9 protein-coding genes are annotated in these 13,576 nt (G+C 56.6%); 4 read left to right on the plus strand and 5 right to left on the minus strand.

All coding sequences use genetic code 11. The features are described 5' to 3' along the window. Positions 1-8: 8 nt before the first annotated feature. Both ACA053_RS03990 and ACA053_RS03995 read right to left on the minus strand, forming a co-directional pair. Complete coding sequence (locus ACA053_RS03990; protein ID WP_497315550.1) at positions 9-2,537, minus strand: PepSY domain-containing protein; 2,529 nt, start codon at positions 2,535-2,537, stop codon at positions 9-11. A gap of 166 nt (positions 2,538-2,703) precedes the next feature. Beyond that, positions 2,704-5,019, minus strand: a complete 2,316-nt coding sequence (locus ACA053_RS03995) for a TonB-dependent receptor (protein WP_497394600.1) — start codon at positions 5,017-5,019, stop codon at positions 2,704-2,706. 205 nt (positions 5,020-5,224) lie between these two features. Between ACA053_RS03995 and ACA053_RS04000 the strand changes: the two genes are divergently transcribed. From ACA053_RS04000 to ACA053_RS04015, 4 genes are all read left to right on the plus strand, one after another. Then, positions 5,225-5,905 carry a Fe2+-dependent dioxygenase gene (locus ACA053_RS04000; protein WP_497394601.1) on the plus strand — a complete coding sequence of 227 codons (681 nt, stop codon included), beginning with the start codon at positions 5,225-5,227 and terminating at the stop codon, positions 5,903-5,905. Next, positions 5,902-6,657: a tetratricopeptide repeat protein gene (locus ACA053_RS04005; protein WP_497394602.1), complete on the plus strand. Its 756-nt coding sequence runs from the start codon at positions 5,902-5,904 to the stop codon at positions 6,655-6,657. The genes ACA053_RS04000 and ACA053_RS04005 overlap by 4 nt, the downstream gene beginning before the upstream one ends. Positions 6,658-7,003: 346 nt before the next feature. Further along, positions 7,004-9,217 carry an alpha-xenorhabdolysin family binary toxin subunit A gene (locus ACA053_RS04010; protein WP_497394603.1) on the plus strand — a complete coding sequence of 738 codons (2,214 nt, stop codon included), beginning with the start codon at positions 7,004-7,006 and terminating at the stop codon, positions 9,215-9,217. A gap of 45 nt (positions 9,218-9,262) precedes the next feature. After that, the gene (locus tag ACA053_RS04015) at positions 9,263-10,141 is read left to right on the plus strand and encodes a hypothetical protein (protein WP_497394604.1); all 879 of its coding nucleotides are present in this window, start codon (positions 9,263-9,265) and stop codon (positions 10,139-10,141) included. 44 nt (positions 10,142-10,185) lie between these two features. Here the strand turns inward: ACA053_RS04015 and ACA053_RS04020 are convergent, their stop codons facing one another. From ACA053_RS04020 to ACA053_RS04030, 3 genes are all read right to left on the minus strand, one after another. Next, complete coding sequence (locus tag ACA053_RS04020) at positions 10,186-11,349, minus strand: type III PLP-dependent enzyme (RefSeq protein WP_033058084.1); 1,164 nt, start codon at positions 11,347-11,349, stop codon at positions 10,186-10,188. Between the two features lie 411 nt (positions 11,350-11,760). Then, positions 11,761-12,918 (minus strand): osmoprotectant ABC transporter ATP-binding protein OsmV, encoded by a 1,158-nt coding sequence (locus ACA053_RS04025; protein ID WP_497315562.1) that lies wholly within the window; start codon positions 12,916-12,918, stop codon positions 11,761-11,763. Beyond that, positions 12,915-13,568 carry an ABC transporter permease gene (locus ACA053_RS04030; RefSeq protein WP_010463438.1) on the minus strand — a complete coding sequence of 218 codons (654 nt, stop codon included), beginning with the start codon at positions 13,566-13,568 and terminating at the stop codon, positions 12,915-12,917. Before ACA053_RS04030 ends, ACA053_RS04025 begins: the two co-directional genes overlap by 4 nt. Between the last annotated feature and the right edge of the window lie 8 nt (positions 13,569-13,576).

Raw genomic sequence — 13,576 nt, forward strand, 5'->3', positions numbered from 1 at the left:
TTGCTTTTTCAATAGACGTCGCGGCGGTAGCGGCCCTGTTCGATCAGGCGGTCGACTTCTTCAATGCCGAGCACTTCGTTGAGCACGTGATCCACGCCTGAAGCCATTCCCTGCAAGCTGCCGCAGATGTAAATCACCGCACCGTCGGCCAACCATTGCTTCAGGAGAACGGCCGACTCGCGAAGTCGATCCTGCACATAAATCTTCTCGGCCTGATCCCGCGAGAACGCCAGGTCCAGTCGCTCCAGGTCGCCTGACGTCAGCCACTCTTCAAGCTCATCGCGACACAGGTAGTCGAATTCCCGATTACGCTCGCCAAACAGCAGCCAATGCCGTTGCTGCCCATCGGTAATGCGCGCCTTGAGCAAACTGCGCAGCCCGGCCAGCCCGGTGCCGTTACCCAGCAGGATCATCGGTACCGGCTCGGTCGGCAGGTGGAAACTACTGTTGCGCCGCACCCGCAGGCTGATGGTGCCACCCACCGGCGCGTGTTCGGTCAGCCAGCCGGAGCCGATGCCGAGGCTGCCGTCGGCGTGCAGCTCCTGACGCACGATCAACTCCAGCATGCCGTCGGCGGCGATCGACGCGATGGAGTATTCGCGCATGGCCAACGGCACCAGAGCGTCGACCAGCGCTTGCGCGTGCAGGCCGACCAGATGCGCTCTGTTCTCGGGCAGTTGGCGACTGGCGAGGGCGTGCTCCAGCGGTTGCGACAGGCCATCGAAGGTCACCATCGCCCGGCCTTCAATGCCCAGGCCATCAAGGAAATGCTCGATCGCCCACGGGCAATTGCGTGGCAGCACTTCCACCAGATCCCCGGCCAGCCAGCTGCTGGTCGTCGGGGCGGTGAGGCCCAGCAAGTACACCGACGAGCCGCTGCTGTCCGGGTTCATCAACTCGCGGCGGGTCAGGGTCCAGTTGTCGAAGTTCGGTGCTTGCCAGGTGTCGACCGGCGCTTGCCCGGTCAACAGGCCGAGTTGCTGCTGCCAGTGGCGCAAAGCGTAAGGGTCGCCGCTGTCGACTTCCACCGGGGCGAACAAGGTCGTGCCGCCATGCTCGCCCAGCCAGGTGTGCAAGCGTCGGGCGAAGCCGCAGAAGTGTTGATACTGGCGATCACCGAGACCCAGGACTGCGTAGTTCAGGCTTTCCAGGTTCGACGCATGGCCCAGCACCTTGCGTTCGAAACCCCGGGCGCTGTCCGGTGCTTCGCCATCGCCGAAGGTGCTGACCACGAAGAGCGCGTTGCTGGATTCGCGCAAATCCTGTTCGCTGACATTCGCCAGCGGCTGAACCTTCACCGGCAGGCCGGCCGCCTGCAATTGCCCGGCGGTCTGCCACGCCAGCTGCTCGGCAAACCCGCTTTGGCTGGCGAAACCGATCAACCAGGCGGGGGCATTGTTGCCCGTTTGCGCGAAGTCTTTGCGGGCGTCCCTGATCTGCTTTTTCTTGCGCCGACGATCGAGATACAGCAACCAGCCAGTGACGAAAAACAGCGGCATGGTCAACGCGGTGATCGTCAGGATGATCCGCCCGACGATGCCGAAGTAGCTGCCGACGTGCAGCGCGTAGAGGCTGGTCAGCAGCTGCGCCTTGAGGCTCTTGTCGCTGTAACGGTCATGCCGTTTGACGAGGCCGGTGGCCGGATCGAGGGTGATCTGGTTCAGCGCCCGATCATGGGGCGAGGTGTTCAACAGGTAGAAAACAGTCGCCGGTTGCCCGGCCACTGGTGGCATGCGGATGTTGTAGGCGCTGAGTGCCGGACCTGCGGCGCTGTAAATGCTGCTCCACATGGCGGCGTAATCCGCGGTCGGCGCCGGGCCGCTCGGTGCAGGGCCACGACCGCCGCGAACGCGCTCGTTTTGCGGTGAGTCGGAAAGCAGTCGGGTCAGGCCCTTGTTGTACCACTCATAGGACCAGGACAACCCGGTCAGCGCTGACAGGAGGTAAAACACCAGGCACCAGGTGCCGGCCACGGAGTGCAGGTCCCAGTTGAAGCTGCGGCCCTTTTTCTTCCAGTCGAGGGTCAGCCAGGCGCGCCAGTTTTTCCATTGGCGCGGCCACCGCAGGTACAGGCCGGACAGGCAGAAAAACACCAGGATCAGCGTGCAGGCCCCGGTGATCTGCCGACCGGTATCGCCCATGGCGAGGAAGCGGTGCAGTCGCAGCATCAGGCCGAAGAAATCCTGGCCGGTGGCCTCACCCATGAACTCGGCGGTGTACGGATCGAAGTAGCGCATCTCGCCCCGGCGTTCACCCGGTGGCGGCGTGAAGCTCACCCGCGCGGCGTTGCCGCTGTCGGTATCGACCCAGAGCATCGCGACTTTCTTGCCGGAGGCACCCTCGATTTTTTCCACCAGTTCGGCAGGCGGCAAGACGCCGGCAACCTGCTTCTCGACCTGCAGCACGGAAGGATTGAGCACGCTGAGGATTTCATCCTCAAACGAGACCATCGCCCCGGTGATGCCCATCAGGGCCAGGACCAGCCCGGCACTGATGCCGAAAAACCAGTGCAACTGGAACAGGGTTTTCTTCAACACGTCGCTCGCCTTGTTCGTTCGAAATAATCATCACGGCGCGCATTATGCCGTGGGTTGCTGAGAAACATTCTTTTTACGCACAAAAGCCCCGTTCATATGGATGAACGGGGCCTGACTCTGATTTCAGCCTTCACCACTTTCCATGTGGGAGCGGTGTGGCTGGCAATCAGAAATGGAAGTTGGTGCTCAGCAATGCCGTGCGGCCCGCCGCCTGGTTGGCGAAGTGGGTCGAGAAGGCTTTGTCGTAGTAGGTTTCGTCAGTCAGGTTCTGCACGTTCAGTTGCAGGTCCACGTTTTTGCTCAACTTGTACGCAGCCATTGCGTCGTAGCGAACGTAGGAGTCCACCATGGTGGTGTTGGCTACGCTGCCGAATACGTCGTCGACATAGAACGCACCGCCACCGATGGTCAGCTTCGGCGTGACCTGATAGGTCGTCCACAGGCTGGCACTGTTTTTCGGCGTGTTCGGCAGTTCGTTGCCATCGTTGGCCGCGCCCAGCGGGCCGCCATCGACTTGCTCGCTGTCCATGTAGGCGTAACCGGCGAAGACCTGCCATTTCTCGGTGATCTTGCCGCTGGCCGACAATTCGATACCTTGAACCCGGGTTTTGCCGGCGTTTTCATAGGACGTGGTATCGACCTGAACGCGGGCGTTGTCTTTCTCGGTGCGGAAGATATCGGCGGTCAGGGACAGGCGATCGTTGAGCAAGTCCCACTTGGTGCCGATTTCGTAGTTCTTGGTGGTTTCCGGCTCCATGTCGCTGCTCAGCAGATTGCCGTTGCGATCCGGAGTGCCGCCCAACGGATTGCCTTCCTGGCCTTCGCCCAGGGTGTTGCCCGGCGGCGTGGCGGAGGTGGCGTAGGACGCGTAGATGCTGCCGTTTTCGGCCGGTTTGTAGACCACGCCGAACTGGCCGGTCACGAACTCGCTGACGTCATCGCCCTTGGACGTGGTCACGCTGGAGGCGTTGTAGGTTTTGTACTTCGTATCGAAATGGTCGTAACGCAGGCCCATGTTCACCAGCCATTGCTCGGACAATTCCAGGGTGTCGAACACGTACAGCGCGTAGGTGTCGGCCTGGGTGTCGGTGCCGGCGTAGTTACGCGAGATGGCACCGTTCCACGGATCGTTCGGGTTCGGGTTGGCCAGCGAGGTGCAGTTGTAGCCGCTTGGCGCGCCGATCAATGCCGGTGAGCAGTTGGTGGTCGCTGCCGCCGTTCTCGGGGTGGTGTCGACGTTGACGTTGTACGAGGATTTCTGGCTCTCCTCGCGGCTCAACTCGATGCCGGTGGCGAAGCTGTTCTTGAAGCCGGCGATGTAGACGTCACCAAACAGGTCGGTCTGGTTGGTGGTGGTTTCGGTGTTGCTGACGCGGGTGTTGGCCCGGCGCCAGACGCTGCCGTTATTGACGTTGCCCTTGCTGTCGTCCGGCTGGGTCAGGATGTAATCCTGCATGCTGCTGCCGTGGCGCAAGGTGTTCTTGACGGTCAGCGCGTCGCTCAGGTCATGCTCGATGGCGAAGGTTGCCGTGTCGGTGCGGCCCTTGCGGAAATCGCGATCCAACCCGTAGAAATTGCTGTGATCGCCGCCGGCGAACGGCTTGTCCGGGTTCGACTTGGTGCGTGCGGCCGAACCGGCGACAGGGATGGTGTACGGAATGCCCGAGTCTGGCGTGTCGTTACTTTCCAGATGGTAGTAATCGAGGTTGACCCGGGTGTCGGTGCCCAGGCCGAACGCCAGCGACGGCGCGATGCCCCAGCGGTCGTAGTCGACGCTGTCACGGCCGGCGACGTTGCTTTCGTGGCTCATCAGGTTCAGTCGGCCGGCAGCGGTGTCGGTGAACTGGTAGTTGCCGTCCAGGGTGTAGCGCTGGGTCTGGTCCGAACCCCAGGTGAAACCACCGTCAAACGAGTCGCCCAAGTGCGCCTTTTTGCTCATCAGGTTAATGCTGCCACCCGCCGCGCCACGGCCGCCAATGGCCGAGTTCGGGCCTTTGCTGACTTCGATCGACTCGACGGCGAAGATCTCGCGGCTCTGCGAACCGGTGTCGCGCACGCCGTCCAGGTACGTATCGCCCTGAGCGTCGAAACCACGAATGAACGGACGATCACCTTGAGGGTTGCCACCTTCACCGGCACCGAAGGTGATGCCCGGAACGGTGCGCAGCGCGTCCTGCATATTGAGGGCGCCGGTGTCCTTGAGCACCTGCTGCGGGATGACGGTGACCGAACGCGGTGTGTCCACCAGCGGTGCGGTGTACTTGGGAGAGGAGGCTTTTTCGACGTTGTATGCCGTCGCATCCTGAGCTTCGCCAGTGATGGCGGTAGCGCCCAGGGAAATCGCGTTACTCGGCGCTTTTTCCTCGGTCTTTTCAGCCGCGAAAACCATGTGGCCAGCAGAGCCGGCAGTGATCGCCACGCCAATTGCAGACGCGAGCAAACGCGGTGAACTAACCGGTAATTGTGAGTGTTGGCGTGACATGTGAATTCCCCTCCCCAAGGATTTGAGGCCGCGGAATATAGGGTAGACGCGTATTTGTATCAATTGCGAAACGTTACTATTCGCGAGGAATTTACATTCTTTACAATTTAACCTTACGGTTTTTGCTGATTCGTTCGTCGTGGGGGTTTTACACAGTCAATAAGAATCAATACCATTAGCGCCTCTTTACCCTCAGGTGTCCTCCATGCTGCTGCACATTCCCGGCGTGTTCGCGAAAGAAGAAGTGCAGCGCATCCGCGAGGCTCTGGAACAGGCGGATTGGGCCGACGGCAAAATCACCGCCGGCTACCAGTCGGCCAAAGCCAAGCACAATCTGCAGTTGCCCGAAGGTCATCCGCTGGCCAAGGAAGTGGCCGCGGCGATGCTTGAGCGGCTGTGGAAAAATCCGCTGTTCATGTCCGCGGCGTTACCGCACAAAGTCTTCCCTCCGTTGCTGAACTGTTACACGGCAGGCGGCAGTTTCGACTTCCACATCGACAACGCCGTGCGTCAGCCCAAAGGTGGTATCGAGCGGGTTCGCACCGATCTGTCGGCGACGCTGTTCTTCAGCGAACCGGAGGACTATGACGGCGGCGAACTGGAAATCCAGGACACCTTCGGCACTCAGCGCGTGAAGCTGCCGGCCGGGGACATGGTCCTGTACCCGGGCACCAGCCTGCACAAGGTCAATGCCGTCACCCGCGGCACCCGGTTCGCGTCATTCTTCTGGACCCAAAGCCTGGTGCGAGAAGACAGTCAGCGAGCGTTGCTGTTCGAGATGGATGGGGCGATCCAGCAGCTGACTCAGGACATGCCGGATCACCCATCGCTGATCCGCCTCACCGGCACCTATCACAACCTGTTGCGTCGCTGGGTCGAGGTATGAGCTATCAATTGCGCCGCGAGGAAATCCTCGACGGCGATGCGCTAAAGGCGATGCTCGACGAAAGTCCGGCTCGCGCGGCTCAGGCGATTCTGATCGCCGCCCGCGAAAACATCCTCGATGCTCAGGCCTTGCTCGGGCAGATTCTGCTGGACGGGCAGGGCATCGGGCAGGATCAGCCGCTGGCGGTGCGCTGGTTCGAGATTGCCGCCCGGCGCGGGCATCTGATGGCGCGCAACATGCTCGGTCGTTGTCATGAACATGGCTGGGGGTGTGCGGCGCAGGCTTCGGTTGCCGCGCAGCATTATCGAGTCGCGGCAGAAGCCGGGCTGGATTGGTCGATGTACAACTACGCCAACCTGCTGGCGACCGGGCGTGGCGTGACAGTGAATCAGCTGCAAGCCTTGAGTCTGTATCGACAGGCGGCCGAACTGGGCCATGCAAAGTCCATGAACCTGCTGGGACGTTATTTGGAAGACGGCAAGGTGTGCATCGCCGATCCACTCGCGGCACAGCAGTGGTATCAACGCTCTGCCGAAGGCGGGGACTTTCGGGGGCAGTTCAGTTACGCGGCGGTGCTGGCCGATGAGGGGCGAGTCGATGAAGCGCTTGGCTGGTTGCGCAAGGCACTGGTCGGGGGGAGCGCGAACTTCTTGCGGGTGAGTTGTGAGTCATTACTAAGTTCAGATCATCCACAAATCCGCAGGATGGCTGATGCTTATCGGCTACGGCTATCGCAGTTGGTTGCGTTGTAATCGTTTATGCCATTGATTTATTCCACCCATATAACACTCACTCTGCTAACGCATTAAACTTTGTCAGGTAATGCTATCGCACCCTGCGACGTTTTGACTGAAAAACGTTACTTCACCAGGTTGGTTGATGGTGTTGATGGGGCTATTGCGTCAAATATAGGGGGTGGATATTGCAGTGTGGAGTGTGTGAGTCGTATTGAATTTTAATATTTAAAGGCTTGTGAGTAGTTGTCGTTGTGCTCTAAGTTTCGTTTGTCGATATCTGTAATTGGGTTGCATGAAGCGACTTATCAGTATTGATGGGAACTTAAATAATATTAACGTCTGGAATGACAAGGAGTCTCTAATGACGTTCAAGGTAGATGATAAGGTAATCGAGGCCGCTGCCAAAGCGCCAAAAATATTTGTGGACGCATCGCTTGGTGAGGGTGATGAATATAATCGGGATCCTGGCCTGCAAGTGACCAAGGCTCAGATTATTAGTCTGAGGAAGTACGAGACCCTGGGACTTTCTCTTCCCGTTCGTCTGCAAGACGTAGTTGCGTACTTGAACTACGGCGCCGGAGAAACAGGCGGCACGGGCCTTGGCGCTCAGGATTTTCTACGTACGTTCACCATGACATATGAACATGCCAGTCGCTGGTCGCCATTGCGCGAAAAAATAATGCTGACAGGCACCGATCTTAAAGTTTTCGCCGGTAGCATTATCAGAACGGGTAATGAAATTGTAGAGGTCTATGCACAACACAGAGCATCGAAGTATCTGGAAGAAAACAATATCAATACACCCGAGGAGTTTTTGAAACTCCCGTTCACGGATCTTCCCGATATTGAGTTGCACCCGGATGATGTAACGGATATCAGATCCTCCCTCAATGACTTGCTTGGAAAAGTTAAGTTTTGTCATGATAAGGCGGAGGTTGTAAGGTCAGAGCTGGATAGTTTTGGTTCTGATATGCGCAAGGTCGTATTGCCGGAAATAAAACTGCGATTGGAATTTGTTAAAAAGAATACCTATCAGAAAGATGTTCAGGACCTGCAAGATGAAATTGACCAGCATTCCCAACAAATCGATGAGCTCAGTAAACAGTACGATCAGTTGGTTCAGGAAGCGATCAAGGCTGCAGCGACTTTAAATGTTGGCGGGTTGATTCTCGGCATCTATCAAGGGGTCAAGGCTGAAAAGATTCGCCGCGAACGAAATCAACTGAAAGAAGCACAGCACGTCGCCAACCAAAAGATGGCTGGCAAAAACCAGACGCTGGCCGCCTTGAACAAAGTGCGTGATGATCTGCAGAACCTCACCGACGTCGCAATTGAAGCTGAAGTTGCCACTCAAAATCTCATGCTGGTATGGAATGCGCTGAGTTTATACATTACGGCGTCCTATGATGAGGTCGGCAAGCTGGATGAAGCGGCTTCTTTGAGACGGTTCAAAAATCAGATCATCAGTATCGTTGAACCGTGGGTGCAAATTCGGGGCAGTTCGGATCAATTGCTTCGAGTGTTCGCAGAGGCGGACGCAGAGTATGAAAATAATCGGTTGGTTTTCAAGAGTAAGATGGCCATGCATTCGTTATTTAATAGTTCGGAAAGCCCTGCTTTCAATATCGCAGACTTACGTAATCATAATGCCGCGTTACAAGCAGTAAATACCACCGCGCAAATGCTTGTGGAGCAATATAAATATTTGCCTGGCACCGTGGGGACTATGAATAATCTGGCGGTCGCTATCAATAAGACAACGTTTGATCTGCGTAACCAGGCCCAGACAAATATTATCGCTTTGGACCGTGCGAAGAGAGAACTGGAGATCCTACAGTCAGATCTTGGAAGTCCAGACGAGTTGGAGGAGATTCGTGAGGATATGGAGAAGCAACTCAATAGTGTGCGCAACACAATATCCACACAAGCGGTGGATCTAAAAAGTGTCCATAAAAGTATTAGCGCCCCCTATGACAGGGCTAATTCGGAAGCGTTGATTGTTGCGTTGCAGCAGGATCGGACACTTGCTGAAGAGCTGAAAAGCAAATCCGAAGAGAAACTGACTGAGCTGAACGAGCAGATAAAGTCCGTGTCCGAAGCAATTGATTTGATCGTGAAGGCCGGAGTTGAAAAAATCGGGGAAGAGGCTCAGTTGTCGCTGGATAATCTGAAAGCATTGGGTTTGGCGCCGCCGCAGGTTCAAATCGCATTGTTGGCCATTGATACGCTTAAAAAGTTGATCTCTGGTATTGGGGAGGCTGTTAACTATCTAAACATGCTGGCGGCGTATAACAGGCTCAGGCAGAAAGCTGTCGATCTGAAAGCGCAGGCGCAAATGCAAATCAACCATATCACCCAAATTGATGGGAAGATTGAATTGCTAAAGACTCTGGACGAGCTGGACGATGGGCGCTGGGGTTTCGTGAGTGAGTTTTCGAATCTGGTTGCCGACGTTGAAAAGTTCTCTAGCGAATTCAAACAAGATGAATCGCTGTCCGTTGAAGAACAAGCTGATTCTGCGATTTCCCGGATTTCAGAAGTTATCACGTACTTGAATTCCATTAAGCAGCTATAAAGAGCAGAGGGAGTGGGCGCATGCCTACTCCCTCTAAGAGGGAATATGAATATTCTTGCCTATGAATTCACCGCGGCTCAGCGGCGTGTGTTAGACCGTTACACCCGTTTTCTTGGTTACTTGCAGCCGACGTTCAATAATATACCGATTGTGTTCGAGCGCCGTAGAAACAGCGGCCATCAACTCGCGGTTTTATCCTCCGATTCACGCTTGAATAACGCCATGTTTAATGAGCGATATTTGCAAGAGTTCTGGAAGCGTACTGAAGAAACCACACGAGTATGCAACGGTTATGTTGAAGATCTCGCGATGTTTGTCTGTGAGTCTCTTGAGCTGACTAAGCTAACCTCCAGGAACGAACCTATGGGTCAGGTGGATTTTAACGCGTATACGTTATCCAGATCCTCGACATGGATGTTGTTTCCACCGAAGAATGTGCAGGATCTGGTTCACGAACTGTACCTTCGCTTTGATAATCTGAAATCTGCTGTGCGGCAACTGAAATTCACCAATACCGAGTTGTATCGGGAGTCGTTCGGGCTGAACTCGGTATTCACTGGGGCCATGAACCATAAATCCTGTAACTGCCATTCACAACCGGCTGTGGTGGAGGAGTTGTTTCGTGAGAATGGCACCACACCTGTGTGGGACATCGCTTACTCTTCCAGGGATGCGTTGGTGAGGGCGACCGAATATAAAGCCGATATTGCTGCGTTGTTTAACGGATTCGCTTCTGTGAATTCCCAGATGGGGTTATTTATCGAGGAAATACATCAGCGCATGAATAGCGTAATCAACGAACTGTTCAGTGCAAAGCGAGCCTCCAGACTCGGAGAGTTGAATTTCAAGTTGGAAGCGGCTATGGAGGGCGCACATGAGTGCATGGCGATGATGAACCACCTTGAGGGATGGTTACGCAAATAAAAAAAGGTCCATGTTTCCATGGACCTTTTACTTCATGAGATCGCTTACACGTAGAAGGATTTCAGCGGCGGAAAGCCATTGAACTCAACCGCGCTGTAACTGGTGGTATACGCACCGGTGGAAAGCCAGTACAAACGATCACCAATCGCCAGGTTCAGCGGCAAACCGTACTTGTAGTTTTCATACATGATGTCGGCGCTGTCGCAGGTCGGGCCGGCGATGACCACTTCTTCCATTTCGCCTTTCTTCTCGGTCCAGATCGGGAACTTGATGGCTTCGTCCATGGTTTCGATCAGGCCGGAGAATTTGCCCACATCCGTGTACACCCATCGCTCTACAGCGGTACGGGATTTACGCGCAACCAACACCACTTCGCTGACCAGGATGCCGGCGTTGGCGATCAACGAACGGCCTGGCTCGAGGATGATTTCCGGCAGCTCGTCGCCAAAGTCTTCCTTGAGGAAACGGATGATTTCTTCAGCGTAGGTTTCCAGGCTGTTGGTGCGGGTGATGTAGTTGGCCGGGAAGCCGCCGCCCATGTTGATCAGCTTGAGGTGGATGCCGTCTTCTTCTTTCAGACGCTCGAAGATCACTTTGACCTTGGCGATCGCCGCGTCCCAGACGCTGATGTCGCGCTGTTGCGAGCCGACGTGGAACGAGATGCCGTAAGGCACCAGGCCCAGGTCGCGAGCGAGGATCAGCAGGTCCATGGCCATGTCGGTCTGGCAGCCAAATTTACGCGACAAAGGCCAGTCAGCGGTGGTCGAGCCTTCGGTGAGGATGCGCACGTAGACTTTCGAACCCGGTGCTGCCTTGGCGATGTTGCGCAGGTCGGCTTCGGAGTCGGTGGCATACAGACGCACGCCCTTCTCGTAGAAGTAGCGAATGTCTTTGGATTTCTTGATGGTGTTGCCGTAGCTGATGCGATCCGGGCCGACGCCCTGGTTCATCACTTTGTCGAGCTCGTAGATCGACGCGATGTCGAAGTTCGAGCCTTTCTCTTTGAGCAGGTCGATGATTTCGACGGCCGGGTTGGCCTTGACCGCGTAGTAGACCTTGGCGAATTCGAAACCGGCGCGCAGGTCGTCATAGGCCTGGCTGATCATCGCGGTATCGATCACCACGAACGGGGTTTCTTGTTTGTCGGCGAAGGCCTTCATTTTGTTGAAGGTATCGCGCGCGAAATAGTCTTCGACGTTGATCGACATGCTGGGAACTCCTACTGGCAAACTAGATTAATCAATGGGTGCAAATGAACGTCCTCCGTATCCCCACTTTGGTTCGCCTACTTCCCAAGGCATGTCGCCGAAAGCAAAAAGGCCCCGGGAGGCGGTGCTTCCCTTGGCCTTGCTGTCTCGTCGTCAGTACTTGAGCCGGATGGATCGTTTCCAGCATGGACGTTCGGCGCGAACTTTAGGGCGTGAGGGGCTCGAGATCAACAAAAAATGTCGCGTTTTTGCACGCATCCGTCGTGCGGTCCCTGACAGCTACTGATGTAACCGACCTGCATGACAGTGTGATGTTCCCCGGATGAGGAATTCTGAAGGGATTTACACATAGCCTTTGTGGTGAGGGAGCAAGCTCCCTCGCCACAAAAGCACTGGAGTCTCAGAAAGAGATCAGGCCATTGCAACTTCGGCCGGCGAAACAATGCTGGTCTTGCCCCCACGGGACTTGCCGGAGCTCAGATACTCGGCAATCGATTCCTGCGTCACTTCCCCCAGGAACACCCGCTCGGCATCCATCACCGGCAGCCACGAGCGGTTGAACTCGTACATGCGCGACAGCAGGATACGCAAATGCTCGTCGAACGCCGCGGTGGCGTTGAACTCGCGCAGGTACTGTGCGCAAGTCCCTGTCTGACGGTGCAGGTCGCGACGTCGTACATAACCGAGCGCCTTGTTCTCACCGTCCGTGACCACCACATAACGACGGTCCAGTTCGTCCATCAACTCCAGGGCTTCAGCCACTGGAGTTCCCGGGCTCACCGACGGTGCGTTGTCCGCCGCGTCTTCGGCTTTCACCAGCAACAGTCGCTTGAGGGTGCTGTCCTGGCCGACGAAGTTGCTGACAAAGTCGTCCGCCGGGTGCGCCAGCAGCGTGTCCGGGTGATCGATCTGCAGCAGCTTGCCGGCGCGGAAGATTGCAATCTTGTCGCCCAGCTTGATCGCTTCGTCGATATCGTGGCTGACCATGATCACGGTCTTGTTCAGCGCGCGCTGCATCTCGAAGAACTCGTTCTGGATCATCTCGCGGTTGATCGGGTCGACCGCGCCGAACGGTTCGTCCATCAACAACAGCGGCGCATCCGCCGCCAGCGCACGAATCACGCCGATCCGCTGTTGCTGACCGCCGGACAATTCACGCGGGTAGCGATTCAGGTACTGCTTGGGTTCGAGCTTGATCATGCTCATCAACTCGCGGGCGCGGTCGTGGCATTTCTGTTTGTCCCAGCCCAGCAGGCGCGGAACGATGGTGATGTTTTCCTCGATGGTCATGTTCGGGAACAGGCCGATCTGCTGGATCACATAACCGATGTTGCGACGCAGGGTTACGGCGTCGAGGTCGGTGGTGTCTTCGCCGTTGATCAGGATCTTGCCCGAGGTCGGCTTGATCAGGCGGTTGATCATTTTCAGCGTGGTGCTTTTGCCGCAGCCCGATGGCCCGAGGAATACGCAGATTTCGCCTTCATTGACGGTCAGGCTTACCGAGTCCACGGCTTTCACATCTTTGCCGTTGCTTTGGAAGGTCTTGCTGAGGTTTTGAAGTTCGATCATTTGAGCAGTCCTTTTGGAGTCAGCGTGCGTTGCAGCCATTGCAGAAGCAGGTCGGCGAAGATGGCCAGGAGACTGACCAGCACGGCGCCGACGATCAGCATCGACATATCGCTGCGGCTGATTGAAGCGAGAATAAGTACACCGAGGCCACCGGCACCGATGGTCGCGGCGATGGTCATGACACCGATGTTCATGACCACGGCGGTGCGGACACCGGCGAGAATCACCGGCACGGCGATTGGCAGCTCGACCATGCGCAGGCGCTGGCCGAAGGTCATGCCGATGCCGCGCGCGGCTTCGCGAATACCCGGTTCGACGCCGGTCAACGCCAGGTAGGTGTTACGCATGATCGGCAGCAGCGAGTACAGAAACACAGCGGTAATCGCCGGCATCGGCCCCAGGCCCTGGCCAAACTTGGAGTAGAACGGCAGCAACAGACCGAACAGTGCAATCGACGGAACCGTCAGCAGCACCGTGGCGCTGGCTTGCAACGGGCCGGCGAGGGTCGGGAAGCGTGTCATCAGCACGCCCAACGGCACGCCAACGAGGATCGCCAATGTCACGGCGATGCCGACCAGAGTGATGTGCTGCCAGGTCAGGTGCAGCACCAGCGGCCAGTCGAGATGGGAAAAGGCGTTCAGAAATTCCATGTCTTCTC

The sequence above is a fragment of the Pseudomonas sp. LBUM1672 genome, from assembly GCF_059695655.1.

Excerpts from the sequence above, each read along its gene's own strand:
- ACA053_RS03995 (WP_497394600.1), bottom strand. The coding sequence starts at position 5,019 with ATGTCACGCCAACACTCACAATTACCGGTTAGTTCACCGCGTTTGCTC.
- ACA053_RS04000 (WP_497394601.1), top strand. The coding sequence starts at position 5,225 with ATGCTGCTGCACATTCCCGGCGTGTTCGCGAAAGAAGAAGTGCAGCGC.
- ACA053_RS04005 (WP_497394602.1), top strand. The coding sequence starts at position 5,902 with ATGAGCTATCAATTGCGCCGCGAGGAAATCCTCGACGGCGATGCGCTA.
- ACA053_RS04010 (WP_497394603.1), top strand. The coding sequence starts at position 7,004 with ATGACGTTCAAGGTAGATGATAAGGTAATCGAGGCCGCTGCCAAAGCG.
- ACA053_RS04015 (WP_497394604.1), top strand. The coding sequence starts at position 9,263 with ATGAATATTCTTGCCTATGAATTCACCGCGGCTCAGCGGCGTGTGTTA.
- ACA053_RS04020 (WP_033058084.1), bottom strand. The coding sequence starts at position 11,349 with ATGTCGATCAACGTCGAAGACTATTTCGCGCGCGATACCTTCAACAAA.
- ACA053_RS04025 (WP_497315562.1), bottom strand. The coding sequence starts at position 12,918 with ATGATCGAACTTCAAAACCTCAGCAAGACCTTCCAAAGCAACGGCAAA.
- ACA053_RS04030 (WP_010463438.1), bottom strand. The coding sequence starts at position 13,568 with ATGGAATTTCTGAACGCCTTTTCCCATCTCGACTGGCCGCTGGTGCTG.